This is a genomic window from Rhizobium sullae, assembly GCF_900169785.1.
Lineage (GTDB): Bacteria > Pseudomonadota > Alphaproteobacteria > Rhizobiales > Rhizobiaceae > Rhizobium > Rhizobium sullae.
Genome location: NZ_FWER01000011.1, coordinates 1 through 20,100 on the forward strand (window position 1 = coordinate 1; position 20,100 = coordinate 20,100).

The window sequence follows — 20,100 nt, forward strand, 5'->3', positions numbered from 1 at the left end:
GGCCAGCCCGGCTTTCACCGGGCATTCTTGCATAGTTCTTGTTATTCGGAAATGTCGACGCCGTCGAAGCGGTGGTAGCCGAGCGGATCCTGCACGAAGCCGGAAACCTTCTTGCTGACGGGGATGAAGACGAGCGAGTGATCGAGCGTTGCCCAGGGAGCTTCCTTCTTGAAGATCAGCTGTGCCTGTTCGTAGAACTTGGTGCGCTCTGCAACGTCGGCCGTCGTCTTGGCCTTGATCATCAGATCGTCGAATTCCTTGTTGCACCACTGCGCACGGTTGTTACCGCCGACAGCATCGCAACCAAGCAGGGTGTGCATGAAGTTGTCCGGATCGCCGTTGTCGCCGGTCCAGCCGAGGATGACGGCACCGTCACGGTCCTTGGCGGACGAGAGCTTCAGGTATTCGGCCCATTCATGGGTGACGATCTCGACGTCGACGCCGATTTTCGCAAGGTCAGCCTGCATCAGTTCAGCCGCGCGGCGGGCGTTCAACATGTACGGACGCGAGACGGGCATCGCCCAGAGCTTCATCTTGAGATCCTTGACGCCGGCATCGGCAAGCATCTTCTTTGCCGCATCCGGATCATACTTGTCGTCTTCGACGGCATCGTTGTACGACCACATCGTCGGCGGGATCGGGTTCTTGGCAACCGCTGCAGCGCCCTGGAAGACGGCATCGATGATCGCCTGTTTGTTGATCGCCATGTTGAGAGCCTTGCGGACTTCAACCTTGTCGAACGGTGGGACCAGCGTGTTGTAGGCAACGTAGGAAACGTTGAGGCCGGCTTCTTCAAGCACGGTCAGGTTCTCGTCCTTTTTCAGTTCGGCGACATCTGCAGCATTCGGGTACGGCATGATGTGGCATTCGCCGGCCTTCAGCTTCTGCGCGCGGACGGCAGCGTCGGAGGTGATCGCAAAGACGAGATCATCAATCTTTTCCTTGCCCTTGAAGTAGCTCTCGTTGGCCTTGTAGCGGATGACGGCATCCGGCTGGTAGGCGACGAAGGTGAACGGACCGGTGCCGAGTGGCATCTGGTTCATCTGGTTCATCTTGCCGTCGGCTGCGAGCTTGTCGGCATATTCCTTCGACAGGATCGACGCAAAGTCCATGGCAAGATCGGCCATGAAGGGTGCTTCAGAGTGCGTCAGCGTGAACTTGACCGTCAGGTCATCGACCTTCTCGATGGACTTGATGAGCTCCGGGAAGCCCATGCCGGCGGCGTATTCATAAGAACCGCCCTCGACATACTTGTTCCACGGATTGTCGGCCTTTAGCTGGCGCTCGAAGGAGAAGATGACGTCGTCGGCGTTGAGATCGCGCGTCGGCGTGAAGAATTCAGTGGTCTGGAACTTGACGCCCGGCCGCAGCTTGAAGGTGTAAACCATACCATCATCGGAAACGGTCCAGCTTTCGGCGAGACCCGGCTCGATCTCGGTGCTGCCGTGCTTGAATTCGACGAGGCGGTTGTAGACCGTGCGCGAGGTCGCATCGAAGGTCGTGCCGGCGGTGTAGAGGCCCGGATCGAAGCCTTCCGGCGAACCTTCAGAGCAATAGACAAGGGTTTTTGACCAGGCCGACGTCGCCATGACCGAAGCCAGGGCCGTCGCTGCCAGCAGGACGGAGAGCTTTTTCATAATTTTGTTTCCCAGGTTTGTTCTTTTTTGATCTTTGGAGATCGAGCACAAATATTCCCGATCAGCGGGCCGATGGAACGATATTTATTTGCTGAAAGCAACGGTATCCGCAGAAAATTTTTCCAGTTGGACAACTTTAGAAATTTTCCGTCAAAAATCGGCCTCATTTGGAAATAATCGGGCGAATGAGGCTGAACTTTTGTCGCTTTTGGTATAATTTCGCGCTTTTTGGATACGCAAAAAGCCTCTCCGCATTCAATTCGGCAGGCCGAAAACGCAAGAACCGCAGTTGCATGTTGCAACTGCGGTTCTTGCGTATATTCGACTATTACGTGCCGGAGGTTAAGCAGCCGGAACGCTAATTGCGGGCTTGCGGTAATCCTCACCGGTCAGGCCGAGGAGGAAGTTGATCTGCGGCCGCGCCCTCACGAGATCGTCGATCGAATATTCGGCCAGCACGTCGAAGAAGGCGTTGAGCGCTTTGCGAAGCGCCGAGTTCAGACCGCAGCTGTCGACCAACGGGCATTCGGCTGCGCTGTCTTCAAAGCATTCGGCCATCGCAAAGCTGTCTTCGGTGACTTTGACGACGTCGAAAAGGCTGATCTCCTTCGCCGGTTTGCCAAGTCGGACGCCACCGTTGCGGCCTCGAACTGTTTCGACAAGGCCCGCCTTGTTCAGCGGCTGGAGAATCTTGAACAGGAAGAGTTCAGAAACCCCGTACGCCTTGGCAATTTCGGGAATCCGGCTCAGACGCCCTTCATTGGCAGCGCAATACATCAACATGCGAACCGCATAGTTGGTCTGCTTCGTCAATCGCATGCCGTTCTCCTGAATCGTGTGGGCTCAATGCCCGTATGGAAGCTATATAGTGGCTTTCCTAGTTTTGAACAATTCCAAAATATGAAATTTGCATTCACGTTTGTGCCGCTGGCCGCTGCCGTCCGATTTCAGTCGGCGTCTCCGGCTTATTTCGGGATGGCTTCTTTCCTGTCACGCGCACAGGATGCGTGGAAAAGCATTCTGGTTTTGGAGTGGTCACCGAGCTTCGTCTCGATCGTATCGAAAAAGCGCGCGATCGCGGCCGGGGGTCCATGCCGGACTTCCTCATGAGATCGAGGGACCGGCGATCGGCTTCGCCTTCGGCGGATCGCGAGTAGGAAAGCGCCAGCAATCCGCCCCCGGTCAAGGTCTGATCCGACGTCGCCAGGGACCAGCATCACCAGACCGCGACGCCGGCGGCGCGATAGGTTTGGCACAGGCTGTGGCTTATGCTCGATATGGCCGATTTCATGGGCAAAAACGGCAGCAATCATTTCAGTGTCGCCGCCTGCCAATTCCACGAGTTCGCCCGTGATGACGATATTGCCGTCCGGAAGCGCAAAGGCATTCGGTCCAATCGGGCGTCTGGACGAAAACTCGCCACTCTTCCTCAAGTCGAGAAGCACGCGTTAACAAATTTAACAACTTAAAATCGTAAAATTGGGGGCCGTGGCCCCCAATCGGTATTGATCTGCTTTTCGATCCTAATTCATCGTCGGCATGACGAATTCGGCGCCGTCCTTGATGCCTGACGGCCAGCGGGCGGTGACGGTCTTGGTCTTGGTCCAGAACTTGATCGAGTCCGTGCCATGCTGGTTGAGGTCACCGAAGCTCGAGGCCTTCCAGCCGCCGAAGGAGTGATAGGCAAGCGGAACCGGGATCGGGACGTTGATGCCGATCATGCCGATGTTGATACGCGAAGCGAAGTCGCGGGCGGCATCGCCGTCGCGGGTATAGATCGCAACGCCGTTGCCATACTCATGCTTCATCGGCAACGACAGGGCTTCTTCGTAGTTATGAGCGCGGACGACGGAAAGCACAGGTCCGAAGATTTCGGTCTTGTAGATGTCCATGTCCGGCGTGACGTGGTCGAACAACGAGCCGCCGACGAAATAGCCGTCTTCATAACCCTGCAGCTTGAAGCCGCGGCCGTCGACGACGAGTTTCGCCCCCTGCTCGACGCCGCGATCGATCAGGCTGTTGACGCGGGCATAGGCTTCCTTGGTGACAAGCGGCCCCATGTCGGCCTTCTCATCGGTGTAGGGGCCGATGCGCAGCGACTCGATCTTCGGCGTCAGCTTCTCGACGAGGCGGTTTGCGGTTTCCTCGCCGACCGGAACGGCAACCGAGATCGCCATGCAGCGCTCGCCCGCCGAACCATAGCCTGCGCCCATCAACGCGTTGACGGCTTGGTCCATGTCGGCATCCGGCATGATGATCATGTGGTTCTTGGCGCCGCCGAAGCACTGGGCACGCTTGCCGTTCATGGCGGCCGTACCATAGACATAACGGGCGATCGGCGTGGAACCGACGAAGGTGACGGCGCCGATATCCGGGTCCGTCAGGATCGCATCGACGGCGGCCTTGTCGCCGTTGACGACGTTCAGGATGCCTGCCGGAAGTCCGGCTTCGATCATCAGTTCGGCAAGACGCAGCGGAACGGACGGATCACGTTCGGAGGGCTTGAGGATGAAGGCGTTGCCGCAAGCAATTGCGGGGGCAAACATCCACATCGGGATCATGGCCGGGAAGTTGAACGGAGTGATGCCGGCGCCGATGCCGACGGCCTGGCGGATGGAGTACATGTCGATCGCCGGGCCTGCGCCTTCGGTGAATTCGCCCTTCTGCAGATGCGGAATGCCGCAGACGAATTCACAGACTTCAAGACCTCGGACAATATCGCCCTTGGAGTCTTCGACGGTCTTGCCATGCTCCTTGGAGAGCAGTTCGGCAAGCTCGTCCATATGCTTGTTCAGGAGTTCCACGAACTTGAAGAAAACGCGGGCGCGACGCTGCGGATTAGTTGCGGCCCACTTCGGCTGCGCCGCCTTGGCATTTTCGACCGCGGCGCGGATTTCCTCGACGCTTGCGAGCGCCACGGTTGCCTGAACTTCGCCGGTGGCCGGATTGTAGACGTTGCTGCTGCGGCCGCTTTTGCCCGCAACATGCTTGCCGCCAATGAAATGACCGATCTCGTACATGGATGTGCCTCCTCTTGAATTCCCTTGATAGCGCCACAATCGCACTTCAATTTGCACAAATCAATGCATTGCGATAAGCAACCGTTGTGCAAAAATCGAAGCCATAACGTGCGAGCACTCCTCCAGCAGGCCTTCTCCAAGGCGCAACCCTGGACAGCCGCGCGCAAGAGGCTGAACTCAAGAGGAGGGTCGTCCATCGATGAGCGGCAAACGTGTCGTGAGAATGGCGGAACTGGAGATAGACCTCGCCCAGCTCGATGCCTATCGTGCGCTCCTGGCTGAAGAAATCGAGGCGTCGGTCGCGTCCGAACAAGGCGTGCTGACCTTATACGCGGTCTCGATCAAGGATCGTCCAGAAAAAATCTGCATCTTCGAAGTCTATGCCAGCCAGGAGGACTACGAAGCGCATCTCCAGACGCCGCATTTCCTCAGGTACAAGACGTCGACCGCCCACATGGTCACGTCGCTGTCACTCATTGATGTCGATCCCATCATTCTGCGCGGTAAGACCGGCGATCATTTGGCGACGTAGGTTCGGGACTCGGGCAGCAAGGACTTAAGGACATGAACTGGGACGACGTCCGCATCTTCCTCGCCGTAGCCAGAACGGGGCAGATCCTTGCCGCCTCCAAGCGGCTGGGGCTCAACCACGCCACCCTCTCGCGGCGCGTGACGTCGCTCGAGGGGGCACTGAAGTCTCGGCTCTTCACCCGCCGCACCAATGGCTGCGAGCTGACTGCCGAAGGCGAAGTGTTCCTCGCTTCGGCTGAGCGGATGGAGACGGAAATGCTCGCCGCGCAGGCTAACCTTGGTCGCACCGACACGGCTATCGCCGGCACGGTCCGCGTCGGGGCGCCCGACGGCTTCGGCGTTTCCTTTTTGGCCCCGCGTATCGGACGGCTGATCGAGCGTCATCCGGAGCTGAAAATCCAGTTGGTGCCAGTGCCGCGCTCTTTCTCACTATCGCAACGCGAGGCGGACATCGCCATCACGCTGGAACGGCCCGAACAGGGTCGCCTCGTATCCTCGAAGCTGACCGACTATACGCTGGGGCTCTATGCCTCGCGCCGCTACGCCGAACTCAACGGCTTGCCCGACAACAACGAGGCGCTCAAGCAGCATCGCCGCATCGGTTATGTGGAGGACCTGCTCTTTTCTCAATCTCTGAATTTCACCGGCGAGGTCATGCGCAACTGGAGCGCTGGCTTTGAGATCTCCTCGGCGACCGGCCAGACGGAGGCAGTGCGCTCCGGGGCTGGTGTCGGCATCCTGCACGACTACATCGCCCGGCAGTATGACGAACTGGTTCGTATCCTGCCCGACGTCTCGATCCGGCGCGCCTACTGGACGACCTACCACGAGAGCGCCCGCGATCTGGTGCGCGTGCGCACTGTCGCCGACTTTCTTCAGGAACTGGTCGGCGCAGAACGGCAGATATTCCTTTGACCGCCGGCCTGCTTTGGAGGCTCTTCGTTTTCGTCCGGATTGGGATTGGGCGTCTCGTCCGGCAGGCGATCGGGATCGGGCTCCTTGACGGGCGGCTCCGGTTTCCAGCCAGGTCCGGGCATCGGCGGCTGATCGGGAATGGGTTCGTTGGGAACGGACATCCTGCTCCTTCCGTCTTCTATTTGCTTATTTGTCGGGTTTCAGGGATTCGGCCGCACGCATCGGCATGCTGTCGATGATGGCAAGAAGTTCGCCGTTGCTCACCGGCTCGCTCACCTTGAGTTTCACCGTTCCATCCTTGCCAACCAAGACAGCTCCGAATTCGCCGGCCTCGGGAGCATGGAGCTCCTTTCGAAGCGCCTTCTCGTTCAGATTGCCGCCTCCGCCGAAGATCGGCTTGACCGTGCTGCCGGAAACCTTGAGAACGACCATATCGCGCTCCTCCAGGCCGGTGCGATCGGCAAGCAGCTGGTTTTCCTGACGGGCGGCGCGGCTGTTGTCCTTGTCGGCGAAAATGACCAGAACCCGGCTCTTCCACCGAAACTGTTCGAGGCTAGCGACCGCCTGGGCGCCGTTCGTCTCCTCGACCTTGGTCGCACCGTAAAGAAAGGTTTTCGGCATCCTCATTCTCCCGTCAGTCTGTAGAACGGCCGGAGGGATGGGCAGGTTCCATCATTTCGGATGGCATGGCGCAAAGCCACACGAAAAAAGCCGGTCAAAATCTGACCGGCTTTTTAGTTCGTTCACATTGTCATCTTACATAGGAACGAAGTCGGACGGCGGAACCTGCAGGGCGGCAGCAATGCGCCGCAGCTTTGCGGGATCGGCATTTTCCCCATTTTCGATTTCGATGATTTCATTGGTGACGAGGCCACAGGTGACCGCTAGGTCATCGACGCTGTAGCCTACGGCTTCGCGCGCTTTCCTGACCTCGGCGGCAACGTTGATCGCTGAAACCACCGTTGCTTTGGATCCATCCAGATTCTTGAGAGAAATGGACATTAAAGTCTCCTTCTAAAAGCACTCTTGATGTAACCCCCGGCGCAAAATGACACTCCCGCTCACATTTTGCAACGCAATATAACACAAAGTTTACCTGCGTTGCCGGGAGTAGATAGGCGGCACATGCCGGAGGGCAATGGTCAGCAAACGATAAGCCGAATGGCTCGATATGCTGAATTCGTTTTGAGAGGAATGGTACGGTTGGGTGGTCTCGAACCACCGACCTCAGGTGCCACAAACCTGCGCTCTAACCAACTGAGCTACAACCGCACAAATCGCGCCCGGCGCGACGGGGGTCACATACGAGGACTTGGAAATTAATTCAAGCCCTATCTCCGCTCAATGTACAAAAAGGCCGGACATGCGGTCCAGCCCTTTGTTTTGTCGCACCGGTCGCGGATCAGGCAACCTTGAAGGAGGCCATGACCTTTTCGGCAGCTTCCTTGGTGGGCTTTGCGAGCTTTTCAGCGACCTGCTTGGAGGTTTCCTGCATCGACTTCGCCTGCTCAACGGTCAGTTCCGCCTGCTTGCGCAGGAAAGCGGTCTGAAGTTCGACGAGCTCTGCAATCGACTTCACGCCGAGCAGCGCTTCCATGTGCGACAGCGAATTCTCAGCGTTTATGCGGAGCGCGTCAATCGCCTTCAGGCCGATTTCGACAGTGCCGGCCTGCGCGGTCTGAACCGTGGCTTCGAGGGTCTTGCCGGCATCTTCGCCAGCGGCCTTCATCTTTGCATAGGCTTCACGCGACTGCTGGGCGCCTTTTTCAGTGAAGTCGCGGAAGGATTCAGTGAACTTGGACGGGTCGAAAGAGGACATTGAAAAAACGTCGTCGATCTTTATGTTAGCCATCGAATTAAGCTCCTTGGGTTCAGGCGGATAACGCCTGCGTAGTTTGGATGTATCTTATATAGGCAAGTTTATTGTGCATTGCAACATAATTTGTGCGCCGCACAACGAATTAACCTTTCCGCCCGAAATCCAACCCCCAAGCTGGACCCGTTTCCGGCTCATCGTTATTAATAGACTGTTAACTTGAAGAGGCCGAAAGGGACAAGGTTCCGACATGCCCGCAGTCCAGTACCCGTTCATCGACATCGCCGTGCATCAGCGGGTGCGGGAACGCTTTTCGCGCGGCGAAGCGTTATTGCTTTTCTCGGCCGACCTTTCCCGTTTGCTCTGGGCCAACGGCGCCGGCGCGGAACTCTTCGGCCAGACGGCGGTCTATGATCTTCTCGATCAGGGCGTGAACCGCGCCGACATCACCTTCCGTCAGATCGAGACCACGGCCCGCCAACTCGCCGCGGTCGGCGATAGCAGGAACCTGATGATCCGGATTGCCAAAGGCTTCCAGCGGGCGCCGGCGCAGGCAACAGCCGAACTGATTGGGCTCTCCTCCGGCGAGCGCGCCATTCTGTTCTCGGTCCCCGTTTCCTCAAAGCCGCTTTCCGCCGCGGAGTCCGCAGCGCGAATGCTTGAGGGGCTCGACGATCCCGATACGCACATGGCCGTGATCGGCGCGGAAGGCGAAGTCATTGCCTCCTCGCCCGGCTTTGCGTCGCTCGGCATCACCCAACAGACGGCGAAGGCGCTGACTGGTCTGGCGGGCACCCATCCCGACCGGCTCGTCAAGCGGCCGGTCGCCACCGGCAAGGGTTACCTGCCCGCTGCCGTCGGTAAGCTCAGCGACGAACCGGCGCTGAATCTTCTCTTCGCCGTCGAAACCGTGCTCGGCCATCTTGACCCGATCGACGCGGCAGCGCCGGAAGAACCGTTATCCACAGCCGCCGTTAACCATATCGATGAGCCGAAGGGCGCGAAATTCGCCGACGCGCTCGATGCTGTTGCGGACATCGAGGATGTGGAAGAGGCGCTGGAGAGTGTCGACGGCGAGGAAGCCGAGAGTGCAGCGGAAGCGGCGGATGAGCCAGTCACCGACCATGAGGAGCAGCAGGAGCTTATCCTATCCGAGCCGGAACGACCTCCTGTAGATGAGGCGGAGCCCGTCGCAGACTATACGGCGGAGCTGGAGACCGGGACGGAACCCGCCTCAGCGCTGATCGAGGCCGAGCCTGCCGAAAACAATCCAGGGCATGGAACCGAACCCGGCGGCGAAGACAGGGCTGAGGGCAAGCCTGTATCCGAGGGCTTTAAGTTCAAGCCGAACAGCCGGGCGACGCGCTTTGTCTGGAAGATCGATGCTGACGGCCACTTCAGCGAAGTGTCGGGCGAATTCGCAGATGCCGTCGGTCCGCACGCCGCCAATATCATCGGCGCGGCCTTCTCTGACATTTCGGCGCTCTTCAATCTCGATCCCGAAGGGAAGATCGCCGACGCGCTCGAACGCCGGGACACATGGTCCGGCAAGACAATCCATTGGCCGATCGAGGGAACGAGCCTGATCGTTCCGGTCGATCTCGCCGCGCTGCCTACCTATACGCGCAACCGGGAATTCGACGGTTTCCGCGGCTTCGGTGTTGTCCGGCTGTCCGACACGACCGAGGATCCGTTGGCGCTCGGCCTGACCCTCGGCCCGGATGCCGCCGGCCGCGACCCGACCAGCCACGACCAGCCGCCGGAAAAATCTGCGGAAGAGGCTGCTCCAGAAGCATCTGACGTGCAGCCTCAGCCGGAAGCGCCGGCCGCCGCACTTGAGCCCGAGGCAGCCTCCGAAGCCGAGCCTCGCGAAGAGCGGCCAGCCCTGCGTGTCGTGGAAACGCCGAGTCGGCGGCTGACGGACAAGATCATTCAACTCCATGGCGCGGGTCCGACGCTGAGCGCGGCAGAGCAGGCAAACTTCCGCGAGATCGCCAAGCGGCTGGAAGCTTTCGGCGTTCGCGACGAGGAGCCCGCACCCGCAGAGGGCGCGGCTGCTGCTGGACCGGTGGAGCCTACCGAAGGCGAACCGGACGAGCCAGTCTTCGAGAGTGCGATTGCCGCCGAAGAACCGGCCGATACGGCGGAATCTGCTGACGAAGGTGATGAGGCGACTCAGCCGTCCGAGCTGGACGAGGACGATGCCACCGAAGGCCTACACGAAACCTTCAGCCCGATCGAAGTGCTGCACAGCGCCATTCCGCCGCGGGTGAAGATGACGGACGGGCTATCGGCCGACACCGTCGACCAGTTGCCGGTTGCCGTGCTGGTCCATGCTGGCGATGCGCTGATCCATGCCAATCCCGAATTCATGCGCCTGACCGGCTATGCGTCCCTTGAGGATCTCAGCGATGTCGGCGGGATCGACGCGCTGCTGCAGCGCCGCGACCTGGACGAAAAAGCCGGACGCCCGGGCGCAATGATGCTCGTTAGGGCCGACGACACACTTATGCCGGTCACCGCCCGCCTTCAATCGATCCGCTGGGAAGAATCCAGCGCACTCATGCTTGCGCTGATGCCGGTCGAAGGCAGCGACGTGGCGCCGGCCCAGAACGAAGAGGCACGCCTGGACAGCCGCTCCGACCGCATGGTCGAGAAGGTTGCCAAACTGCAGATCGAGGTGGAAGAGCTTCGCTCCATCCTGGAGACGGCGACGGACGGCGTGGTCGTCATCGGCGCCGAGGGCGACATCCGTTCGATGAACCGCTCGGCGAGCGCGCTTTTCAACTACGATGAGGAAGAAACACGCGGCAAGCCCTTCGTGATGCTCTTCGCGCATGAGAGCCAGAAGGCGGTGCTCGACTATCTGAACGGCCTTTCCGGCCATGGCGTCGCCAGCGTTCTGAACGACGGGCGCGAAGTGATCGGGCGTGAGTCATCCGGCGGCTTCGTGCCGCTGTTCATGACTATGGGCCGGCTGACCTCCTCCAGCGGTTATTGCGCCGTCATCCGCGATATAACGCAGTGGAAGCGCACCGAGGACGAGCTTCGCAATGCCAAGGGCGCCGCTGAAACGGCGAACGCCCACAAGACGGATTTCCTGGCGCGTATCAGCCACGAAATCCGCACGCCGCTCAACGCCATCATCGGCTTCTCGGACATGATGGCGAGCGAGCGCTTCGGGCCGATCGGCCATCCGCGCTACATCGAATATGCAAACGACATCGGCCGCTCCGGTCGCCATGTGCTCGATATCGTCAACGACCTGCTCGATATCTCGAAGATCGAAGCGGGCGAGATGGATCTCGATTTCGCATCCGTCGGCCTCAACGAGGCGATTTCGGAAGCCGTGGCGCTGGTCCAGCCGCAGGCGAACGGCCAGCGCGTCATCATCCGAACGGCGCTGTCGCAGTCGGTTCCGAATGTCGTTGCCGATCTCCGTTCGATCAAGCAGATCGCCCTCAACATCCTTTCCAACGCCATCCGCTTCACCCCGTCGGGCGGCCAGATCGTCGTATCGACGTCGTATGAAGCCAGTGGCAGCGTCGTGCTGCGCGTGCGCGATACCGGCATCGGCATGACGCGCAGCGAACTCGACCAGGCGATGAAGCCGTTCCGGCAGGTTTCCACGCAGTCGCGCCACCGCGGCGACGGCACGGGTCTCGGCCTACCGCTGACCAAAGCGATGGTGGATGCAAACCGGGCGATCTTCTCGATCAATTCGGCGCCGAACGAGGGCACGCTTGTGGAGGTCACCTTCCCGTCGCAGCGCGTGCTGGCAGGCTGAATCAAAAAAGGCAGCCGAGAAAGGCTGCCTGGAGTTTGGTGCTGTTCAACAAGATCTTAGTCGATCAACATCATGTTTCGGGGAGCCCGGTGGCCCCCAAGCCGCGTTGTTCATTTGCAGCCCTAAGTTACCTTTACCTTTGACAAACCTTTCTTAATAAAAGGTTTCTGGCCGATGAAGCTATGAACGGTGAAAGCTTGTAGTTTCCACTGCATTTGATTGAAGTCAGAAGCGCAATTCCTCGAGCCCGACGAACAGGTCGAGCGCCTCGGGATTGGCGAGCGCCTCCTTGTTCTTCACCGGCCGGCCATGCACGACCTCGCGCACCGCCAGCTCGACGATCTTGCCGGATTTGGTGCGCGGAATATCAGGGACCGCGATGATCTTCGCCGGCACATGGCGCGGCGAGGTGCCGGTGCGGATGCGGCTCTTGATGGCTTTGACGAGTTCGTCCGTCAAGGACGCACCAGGCGCGAGGCGAACGAAAAGCACCACGCGCACATCGTCCTCCCAATCCTGGCCGATGCAGAGCGCTTCGGCCACTTCCTCCATTTGCTCGACCTGATTGTAGATCTCGGCGGTGCCGATTCGCACACCGCCGGGGTTCAGCGTCGCGTCGGAGCGGCCATGAATGACGAGACCCCCATGCTCGGTCCATTCGGCAAAATCGCCATGACACCAGATATTGTCGAAGCGCTCGAAATAGGCCGCCTTGTATTTCGCGCCGTCCGGATCGTTCCAGAAGCCGGCCGGCATCGACGGGAAGGCCTTAGTGCAGACCAGTTCACCCTTCTGTTGGCGGACGGGCTTGCCTTCATCGTCCCATACGTCGACGGCAAGGCCGAGGCCCGCTCCCTGAATTTCGCCGCGCCAGACAGGCTGCAGCGGATTGCCGAGCACGAAGCAGGAGACGATATCCGTGCCGCCCGAGATCGAGGCCAGCTGGATGTCTTCTTTGATGCCCTCGTAGACGAAGGTGAAGCCTTCGGGCGAAAGGGGCGATCCCGTGGATGTCATCAGACGCAGGCTCGAAAGATCGTGGGTGGTCCGCGGCGTCAGCCCGCCCTTGCGCACCGCATCGATATATTTTGCGGACGTGCCGAAGACCGCGAATTTTTCAGCCTGCGCATAATCGAACAACACATTGCCGTCCGGCGCGAAGGGCGAGCCGTCGAACAGGCAGAGCGTGACGCCGGTGGCAAGGCCGCTCATCAGCCAATTCCACATCATCCAGCCGCATGTGGTGAAATAGAAGAGCTTTTCGCCCCGCTTCAAACCGCAATGCAGCACATGCTCCTTCAGATGCTGCAGCAGCGTGCCGCCGGCGGAATGAACGATGCATTTTGGCACGCCGGTGGTGCCGGAGGAGAAGAGAATATAAAGCGGATGCTCAAAAGGAAGCCGCACGAACTCGACGGCTTTGGGCTGGTACGGCCTAATGAATTCTTCCAGCGTCTTTGATTTGGGCGTTTCGCCCGCAACCGCTGCGGCATCGCCGGCATAGCGGACAACCACCGCCGGAGCGCCGAGGCTCTTTGCGACCGCAGCAACCTTCGCCTTAACGTCCTGCAGCTTGCCACCATACCAATAGGCGTCGCAGGCAATGAATAGCTTGGGGCCGATTTGACCGAAGCGGTCGAGGACACCCTGTTCGCCAAAATCCGGTGAACAGGACGACCAGATGGCGCCAATCGAAGCGGCAGCCAGCATGCAGGCGACCGTTTCCGGCATGTTCGGCATCATCGCGGCGATGCGATCCCCCTCGCCGATACCAAGCGCGCGATAGGCCTGCTGCAGCCGTGATACGAGCGCGTGGAGCCGGTCCCACGACCAGCGATATTCGACTTTGTCCTCGCCGCGGAAGACGATTGCGTCAGCCGGCCCTTCGCTCGATAGCAGGTTCTCGGCGAAATTCAGTTTCGCATCAGGAAAGAAGCGAGCCTTGAGCATGAGATCGCCATCGGCGAGCGCTCGTGCGCCTTGCTCCCCCTTCACGCCACAGAATGCCCAAACCGAGGTCCAGAACTTTTCGCGCTCAGCGATCGACCAAGCGTGAAGGTCCGGATAGGTTTCGAGCTTCAGACCAAACTCGGCGTTGCAGCGCTGCATGAAGGCATGCATCGGGCTTGCTTCAATCGACTCTCTCGAAGGTACCCAAAGCGGCACTGTATCACTCATTCAATCTCCTCCCCTATTATTTGCTATATACCATGCTGCACCGCATTATAAAGTGTGCATCGCCCCGGACGCGGCTCTCCGGATTTGCATCTATCCGCCGTTTCATATATCCGGCGAAATCAGCACATAACGGATAAGCAGCTGAAAATACTGGCGGAGCTTATGGGTACGTCAAGACAACCAAAATGGCGGCGCAAGATGATACCCGTTTCCCGCTGGCTGCCCGGGTTTGCGCGGGTTGCAACTGGCCTTCTCCTTGTTGCCGCTATCGTTTTCGTGGCGCTGCGCGTCGCAGCCCCCTACCTCGTTTCGAGCGGGCTGGTGCGCTCCGGCATCGAGGACGTCGTGTCGAAATGGACCGGCTATCAGGCCGAAATCAAGGGCACGCCAGTCCTGGAATTCTGGCCGACGCCGCGCATCAGGTTGAATGAGATCACCATCCGGCAGCCTGAAGGCAGCGGCAACAAGCTGCTCGGCACGATCGAGAGCCTTTCGGCCGATTTCAGCCTCATCGACGCCATTCGCGGCCGTGCCAGCTTTCACGAGTTCCATCTGCTGCGCCCCAATCTTTCCCTTACGCGCGACCAGCAAGGGCTGATCGACTGGACCTATGCGGGGCAGCTTGCGAAGGCGATCGACGGCGCGCGCCAGGAAGGCGGTACCGAAATCCTCGATCAAAGGCTCGACGCAACCATCGGTGCAATCACCGTCGAGGACGGCACGCTCAATGTCGCCGATCTTGCGAGCGGCAAGACCTATCATTTCGAAGGCGTAACCGCCGATATCACCTGGCCGCGGCTTTCAAGCCAGATGACGGCGGTGCTGATCGCGAGAACGAGCGGCGAAGACCTGAAGCTCGACTTCTCTTCCAACAGCCCGCTGCTGATTTTCGGCGGCAAGGTTGCTCAGATCAAAACCGCGCTCACCTCCAGGCTCATAACGGCAGAATTCACCGGTATTGGCGGTATCTCCAGCCTCGCCGGACTGTCCGGCAACACGGCGGTCAATATTCCGGACCTGCCAGCGCTATTGGCCTGGTCCGGCAAATCTATTCCGGGCATCGAGACGCTGAGATCGTTTTCGATCGAGAGCGATGTATTTTCCGCCGCCAATGGACTGCGCTTCAATGAAGTCGCGCTTGGGCTCAACGATGCGAATGCGACCGGCGTCATGGACATTTCCGTTGGCACGAACGCGCGGGCAAAGCTCGGCGGCACGCTGGCCTTCGACCATATGAACCTCAAGCCCTTCTTCGACGCCTTTGCCCTTCGTCTGGCCGCTGGCGAGGCAGGCGCGCCGGAAGACGGCGGTCCGCTGCAAAAGCTTGATGTCGACCTCAGGCTTTCCGCCAAGGGAATGCAGCTTCCGCCTTTCCAGCTCTCCGATGTCGGGGCAAGCATCATCGTTTCCAGCAACGAGGCCAAATTCGATATCGGCGACAGCCAGTTCGAAGGCGGCGAAATGACTGCGCATCTCGAGGCAATGCGCGGGGACTTCGACGGCGGCGGCAAGCTGCAAGTTTTGATCCGCGGCGCCGATTTTGCGGGGTTGACCGAGCGGCTACAGTTGAAGGGTCCGCTACCGCTCGCGAGCGGATCGCTCGACATTTCGCTGAAAACCAGCAAGCCAATCTGGACGGCAGGCGCTGCCGACGTGAGCGGACAGCTGACGTTCCATGGCAACGCGGGCTCGATTGCCGGTCTTGACGCCGAAGCCATCCGAAGCCAGGCCGCGCTGCAGAAATTCTTCCCGCTGAGTGCCGTTTCGGGCCGGGCATTCGACTTCAACCGTATCGACATAAGCGCTACCCTCGCGGATGGCTCGGCGGAGCTTCGCGGCGTCAGCGTTCAAGGCGCAGACGAGACGCTGACCCTTTCGGGCATCATCCCATATGAATCCAACGGACTGGCCCTTTCCGGATCGCTGCAGGCGACGGATGCCGCCAAAACGGCAGAATTGCCGCCCCTGCCGTTCTTCGTCGGCGGCTCTTGGCCGAATCCGGTGATTTCGCCGGTGCCGGTGATCGATCAGCAGGCTCCCGGCGTCCAGTGATTCAGGCGGCGTTCGCCGCCGTACGCTCATCGCGCTCCCGCTGCACCTCGCGGCGCTTGGTTACGATCGAGGCGCAGATGACGCCAACCGTCACGACGCCGATCAGGATCGTGCAGACCGCGTTGATTTCAGGGGTCACGCCAAGACGGACCTGGCTATAAATTCGCATCGGCAGGGTCGTGGCGCCCGGACCTGACGTAAAGCTCGCAATCACAAGGTCGTCGAGCGACAGCGTAAAGGCCAGAATCCAGCCAGAGAAGACGGCAGGCGCAATGATCGGCAGCGTCACCTCGAAGAAAGTCCGAACCGGCGGAGCGCCGAGGTCCTGCGCCGCTTCTTCGATCGAATGATCGAAACTCACCAAGCGCGACTGCACGACGACCGCCACGAAGCACATCGTCAGCGTCGTATGCGCCAGCGTGATCGTCCAAAAGCCACGGTCAAATCCGATCGCCACGAAGAGCAGGAGCAGCGAAAGACCCGTAATCACCTCCGGCATGACGAGCGGCGCGTAGACCATCCCTGAGAAAAGCATGCGGCCGCGAAAGCGCCGATAGCGCACGAGCGTGAGCGCCGCGAGCGTGCCGAGAACCGTCGCCAGCGTGGCGGAGAGCACGCCGACGCGCACCGTCACCCAGGCGGCATCGAGCAGCGCCTGATTATACAGCAACTGCGTGTACCATTTCGTCGAGAAGCCGCCCCAGACGGTGACGAGTTTCGACTCGTTGAACGAGAAGATCACGAGCAGCACGATCGGCAGATAGAGGAAGGCAAAGCCGAGCGTGATCGAGACGATATTGAAGCGGGTCCATTGCAGCATGGCTTACCTCCCCTGCTCGTCGGCTTTGGCTTGCGCGTTCTGGAAGAAGACGATCGGGATCACCAGGATCAAAAGCAGGATCGTCGCCACCGCGGAGGAGACCGGCCAATCGCGGTTCGAATTGAACTCGCTCCAAAGCGTCTTGCCGATCATCAGCGTCTGCGATCCGCCGAGCAAGTCGGGGATGACGAATTCGCCGACGGCCGGGATGAAAACCAGCATGCAGCCGGCGATAACACCGGGTAGCGACAGTCGGAACGTGACGCGCCAGAAGGCCGTGATCGGCGGGCAGCCGAGATCCTGCGCGGCCTCGACCAAGGTGCCGTCCATCTTCTCCAGCGAGGAATAGAGTGGCAGCACCATGAACGGCAGGTAGGAGTATATGATGCCGATATAGACCGCGATGTTGGTGTTCAGGATGATGAGCGGACTGTCGATGATGCCGCTGGCGAGCAGCACCTGGTTCAGCAAGCCTTCCGGCTTCAGGATCGCGATCCAGGCGTAGACGCGGATCAGGAAGCTCGTCCAGAACGGCAGGATAACGAGCATGAGCAGTGTCGGGCGAATGCTGCGCGGGGCCTGCGCCATGCCATAGGCGATCGGATAAGCGATGAGCAGTGTGAGAAAAGTCGAAATCCCGGCAATGACGACGCTCGAGACATAGGCGTTGAAATACAGCGGATCATCGATGAGATAGCTGTAATTGTCGAAGGACAAGGTCGATACCTTGTCCCAGAAGCCGGCCCAGCCGTCGCCGGGCGAGAAGACGGGCATATAGGGCGGCATCGCGATCGCCGTCGTCGACATCGAGATGCGGAAGACGATGAAGAACGGCGCGAGGAAGAAGATGAGCAGCCAGGCATAGGGAATGATGATCACAAGGCGGCTGTAGATCGCGGAACCGAGCTTGCCCATGGATCAATCCCTCAGAAGCACGCCGGCATCATCGGCGAAGGAGATCCAGACTTCCTGATCGTATGTGAAGGGATCGTCGACCGCGCGCTGCGCGTTGAGCGAGGAGGCCTTCACGACCTTGCCGCTCTTCAGCTTGACGTGGAAGACCGTCATGTCGCCGAGGTAGCCGATGTCCCAGAGTTCACCGGAAGCCGCATTGACGGATGGGTTTGGCGGCGGATGACGGAGCACCTTCAGTTTTTCCGGACGGACCGCAAAGCCGGCGTTGCTGCCCTTTGCAGGCTTGTCAGATGTCGCGACCTTGATGGTAAAGCCGCTCTCGACCGCAATCTCGACTGTGTCGCCTTCGGCGGCGGTCACCTGGCCGTCGAAGATGTTCACATCGCCGATGAAATCCGCAACGAATCGCGAGTTCGGCGCCTCGTAGATTTCCGCCGGCGTCGCCACCTGGACGACCTTGCCGTGGCTCATAACGGCGATGCGATCCGCCATCGTCATCGCCTCTTCTTGGTCATGCGTCACGACGACGAAGGTGAGGCCGAGATTCTGCTGAAGATCCATGAGCTCGAACTGCGTTTCCTCGCGCAGCTTCTTATCGAGCGCGCCGAGCGGTTCGTCGAGCAGCAGCACTTTCGGACGCTTGGCGAGCGAGCGGGCGAGCGCCACGCGCTGACGCTGCCCGCCGGAAAGCTGGTTCGGTTTGCGGGAGGCGAACTGCTCCAACTTCACCATCTTCAGCATCTGCAAAACGCGCTCGATAATCTCGTCCTTCGGCATGCCGTCCTGGCGAAGGCCGAAGGCGATGTTCTTCTCTACCGTCATGTGGGGAAAGAGCGCGTAGGACTGGAACATCATGTTGACGGGCCGCCTGTAGGGCGGGGTACCTGCCAGGTTCGTGCCATCGAGGATCACTTCGCCGGAGGTCGGCTGCTCGAAGCCCGCCAGCATGCGCAACAGTGTCGACTTGCCGCAACCCGATGCACCAAGCAATGCAAAGAACTCGCGATGATAGATATTCAGCGACAGATCATTCACGGCGGTAAAATCGCCGAACTTCTTCGTCACGTTCTTGAAGGAGATAAACGGTTTGGAAGCCGGATCGGCCCAAGGCGCGAAGGTGCGGCGAATATTGCCAAGTGACTTCATTTGGTTCCCCGAGACATGATTTGAGAACCGGCCCTGCCCACAGCCGGCAGCCGTCAAGAAAAGGCCCGGGCGTTTCCGTCCGGGCCTGAATTTCCTTATTGGCCGGTGACGACTTTCGTCCAGAGCCGGGTCGCGGTGCGCTGCGTTTTCGGCTCCCAGGGCGAGACCGTGAAGAGCTTCTTCATCACGTCTTCGGTCGGATAGATCGCCGGATCTTCGAGCACGTCCTTGCTGATGAACTGCTGGGAAGTCTTGTTGCCGTTGGCGTAGAAGACATAGTCGGTCGCCTTGGCGATGACCTCCGGCTTCATGATGTAGTTCAGAAACTCGTGCGCTTCGGCAGCATGCGGCGCATCGGCGGGGATCGCCATCATGTCGAACCACATCTGGGCGCCCTGAGACGGGATCGAGTAGTTGACCTCGACATTATTATTGGCTTCGGCAGCGCGGTCGCGGGCCTGCAGCATATCGCCGGAATAACCGAAGGCGATGCAGATGTCGCCGTTGGCGAGCGCATTGATATATTCGGACGAGTGGAACTTGCGGACGAAAGGACGGATGGAGGTCATCAAGTCCTCAGCTTTCTTGAAGTCATCCGCGCTGGTCGTGTTCGGATCGACGCCGAGATACTGGAAGGCAGCAGAAAGGACATCCTTCGGCGCATCGAGCAGATAGATGCCGCAATCCTTGAACTTCTCGGCAACCTTCGGATCGAAGATCACTTCGAGCCCCGGCGTGGCGTCAGGCCCGAGAATTTCGGCAACCTTTTTGACGTTGTAGCCGATGCCGTTCGTGCCCCACATGTAGTCGATGGCGTACTCGTTGCCCGGATCATACTGCGCCGTGCGCTGCTGGATCACATCCCACATGTTGGAAATGTTCGGCAGCTTCGACTTGTCGAGCTTCTGGAAAACACCGGCCTGGATCTGGCGCTGCAGGAAGTCCGCGGTCGGCACGACGACGTCATAGCCGCTGCCCCCCGCAAGAAGCTTCGTCTCGAGCGTCTCGTTGGAATCGAAGGTGTCGTAGACAACCTTGATGCCGGTTTGCTTGGTGAAATCCTCGAGGATGGAACTGTCGATATAGTCCGACCAGTTATAGACGTTGACGACGCGCTCCTGCGCGAAGCCCGGCGCCGCAGCGAAAACGGCAACGACGGCCGTGGCCGCAAGTCTTGCGATTCTTGACCTCATATTATCTCCTGTCCGTTCTTATTATTGGCAATTGCAGGCATCACCCCGGACACCTTTTCCCTCTGGATTTTGGATTAGAGTAGAAAGGAT

At 59.6% G+C, this 20,100-nt stretch carries 18 protein-coding genes, 1 tRNA gene and 1 pseudogene; 4 read left to right on the top strand and 16 right to left on the bottom strand.

Annotated elements, in window-relative coordinates; translation table 11 throughout:
• Positions 1 to 41: 41 nt before the first annotated feature.
• The 6 genes and pseudogenes from BN1800_RS11465 to BN1800_RS11480 form a co-directional block, all read right to left on the bottom strand.
• Positions 42 to 1,637: an ABC transporter substrate-binding protein gene (locus BN1800_RS11465; RefSeq protein WP_086997548.1), complete on the bottom strand. Its 1,596-nt coding sequence runs from the start codon at positions 1,635 to 1,637 to the stop codon at positions 42 to 44.
• A complete protein-coding gene (locus tag BN1800_RS40270; RefSeq protein ID WP_143533950.1) occupies positions 1,634 to 1,939 on the bottom strand; it encodes a hypothetical protein in 306 nt (101 codons plus the stop codon). Before BN1800_RS40270 ends, BN1800_RS11465 begins: the two co-directional genes overlap by 4 nt.
• Before the next feature lie 40 nt (positions 1,940 to 1,979).
• Positions 1,980 to 2,456, bottom strand: a complete 477-nt coding sequence (gene rirA / locus BN1800_RS11470; protein WP_086997551.1) for an iron-responsive transcriptional regulator RirA — start codon at positions 2,454 to 2,456, stop codon at positions 1,980 to 1,982.
• Positions 2,457 to 2,550: 94 nt separating this feature from the next.
• Positions 2,551 to 2,823 (bottom strand): M48 family metalloprotease, encoded by a 273-nt coding sequence (locus tag BN1800_RS43875; RefSeq protein ID WP_425298996.1) that lies wholly within the window; start codon positions 2,821 to 2,823, stop codon positions 2,551 to 2,553.
• Between the two features lie 139 nt (positions 2,824 to 2,962).
• Positions 2,963 to 3,082, bottom strand: a pseudogene (locus tag BN1800_RS43880) (hypothetical protein); the annotation flags it as partial.
• A gap of 78 nt (positions 3,083 to 3,160) precedes the next feature.
• A complete protein-coding gene (locus BN1800_RS11480; protein WP_086997554.1) occupies positions 3,161 to 4,657 on the bottom strand; it encodes a CoA-acylating methylmalonate-semialdehyde dehydrogenase in 1,497 nt (498 codons plus the stop codon).
• Between the two features lie 199 nt (positions 4,658 to 4,856).
• Here BN1800_RS11480 and BN1800_RS11485 point away from each other — a divergent pair, with 199 nt between their 5' ends.
• Both BN1800_RS11485 and BN1800_RS11490 read left to right on the top strand, forming a co-directional pair.
• Positions 4,857 to 5,189: a putative quinol monooxygenase gene (locus BN1800_RS11485; RefSeq protein ID WP_086997558.1), complete on the top strand. Its 333-nt coding sequence runs from the start codon at positions 4,857 to 4,859 to the stop codon at positions 5,187 to 5,189.
• Positions 5,190 to 5,221: 32 nt separating this feature from the next.
• A complete protein-coding gene (locus tag BN1800_RS11490) occupies positions 5,222 to 6,103 on the top strand; it encodes a LysR family transcriptional regulator (protein WP_027509941.1) in 882 nt (293 codons plus the stop codon).
• Here the strand turns inward: BN1800_RS11490 and BN1800_RS42325 are convergent.
• The 5 genes from BN1800_RS42325 to BN1800_RS11515 all read right to left on the bottom strand — a co-directional run bounded on the left by BN1800_RS42325 (position 6,064) and on the right by BN1800_RS11515 (position 7,955).
• A complete protein-coding gene (locus BN1800_RS42325) occupies positions 6,064 to 6,264 on the bottom strand; it encodes a hypothetical protein (protein ID WP_027509940.1) in 201 nt (66 codons plus the stop codon). The genes BN1800_RS11490 and BN1800_RS42325 overlap by 40 nt on opposite strands.
• A 25-nt stretch (positions 6,265 to 6,289) precedes the next feature.
• A complete protein-coding gene (locus BN1800_RS11500; RefSeq protein ID WP_086997561.1) occupies positions 6,290 to 6,724 on the bottom strand; it encodes a DUF4174 domain-containing protein in 435 nt (144 codons plus the stop codon).
• A 135-nt stretch (positions 6,725 to 6,859) separates the two neighbouring features.
• Complete coding sequence (locus tag BN1800_RS11505) at positions 6,860 to 7,105, bottom strand: helix-turn-helix domain-containing protein (protein WP_027509938.1); 246 nt, start codon at positions 7,103 to 7,105, stop codon at positions 6,860 to 6,862.
• A 193-nt stretch (positions 7,106 to 7,298) separates the two neighbouring features.
• A tRNA-His gene (locus BN1800_RS11510) sits at positions 7,299 to 7,375 on the bottom strand.
• 130 nt (positions 7,376 to 7,505) lie between these two features.
• Positions 7,506 to 7,955 carry a phasin gene (locus BN1800_RS11515; RefSeq protein ID WP_086997564.1) on the bottom strand — a complete coding sequence of 150 codons (450 nt, stop codon included), beginning with the start codon at positions 7,953 to 7,955 and terminating at the stop codon, positions 7,506 to 7,508.
• A gap of 214 nt (positions 7,956 to 8,169) precedes the next feature.
• Between BN1800_RS11515 and BN1800_RS11520 the strand changes: the two genes are divergently transcribed.
• The gene (locus BN1800_RS11520) at positions 8,170 to 11,706 is read left to right on the top strand and encodes a sensor histidine kinase (RefSeq protein ID WP_086997567.1); all 3,537 of its coding nucleotides are present in this window, start codon (positions 8,170 to 8,172) and stop codon (positions 11,704 to 11,706) included.
• A 225-nt stretch (positions 11,707 to 11,931) separates the two neighbouring features.
• Here BN1800_RS11520 and BN1800_RS11525 read toward each other — a convergent pair whose 3' ends face one another.
• The gene (locus BN1800_RS11525) at positions 11,932 to 13,884 is read right to left on the bottom strand and encodes an acetoacetate--CoA ligase (RefSeq protein WP_086997569.1); all 1,953 of its coding nucleotides are present in this window, start codon (positions 13,882 to 13,884) and stop codon (positions 11,932 to 11,934) included.
• A 162-nt stretch (positions 13,885 to 14,046) separates the two neighbouring features.
• Here BN1800_RS11525 and BN1800_RS11530 point away from each other — a divergent pair, with 162 nt between their 5' ends.
• A complete protein-coding gene (locus tag BN1800_RS11530; protein WP_086997572.1) occupies positions 14,047 to 15,936 on the top strand; it encodes an AsmA family protein in 1,890 nt (629 codons plus the stop codon).
• Position 15,937: 1 nt separating this feature from the next.
• Here the strand turns inward: BN1800_RS11530 and BN1800_RS11535 are convergent, their stop codons facing one another.
• The 4 genes from BN1800_RS11535 to BN1800_RS11550 form a co-directional block, all read right to left on the bottom strand.
• A complete protein-coding gene (locus BN1800_RS11535; RefSeq protein ID WP_086997574.1) occupies positions 15,938 to 16,756 on the bottom strand; it encodes an ABC transporter permease in 819 nt (272 codons plus the stop codon).
• A gap of 3 nt (positions 16,757 to 16,759) precedes the next feature.
• The gene (locus BN1800_RS11540) at positions 16,760 to 17,671 is read right to left on the bottom strand and encodes an ABC transporter permease subunit (protein ID WP_086997577.1); all 912 of its coding nucleotides are present in this window, start codon (positions 17,669 to 17,671) and stop codon (positions 16,760 to 16,762) included.
• 3 nt (positions 17,672 to 17,674) lie between these two features.
• Positions 17,675 to 18,817 carry an ABC transporter ATP-binding protein gene (locus BN1800_RS11545; protein ID WP_027509931.1) on the bottom strand — a complete coding sequence of 381 codons (1,143 nt, stop codon included), beginning with the start codon at positions 18,815 to 18,817 and terminating at the stop codon, positions 17,675 to 17,677.
• A 95-nt stretch (positions 18,818 to 18,912) separates the two neighbouring features.
• Positions 18,913 to 20,010 carry a polyamine ABC transporter substrate-binding protein gene (locus tag BN1800_RS11550; RefSeq protein WP_027509930.1) on the bottom strand — a complete coding sequence of 366 codons (1,098 nt, stop codon included), beginning with the start codon at positions 20,008 to 20,010 and terminating at the stop codon, positions 18,913 to 18,915.
• Positions 20,011 to 20,100 lie beyond the last annotated feature (90 nt).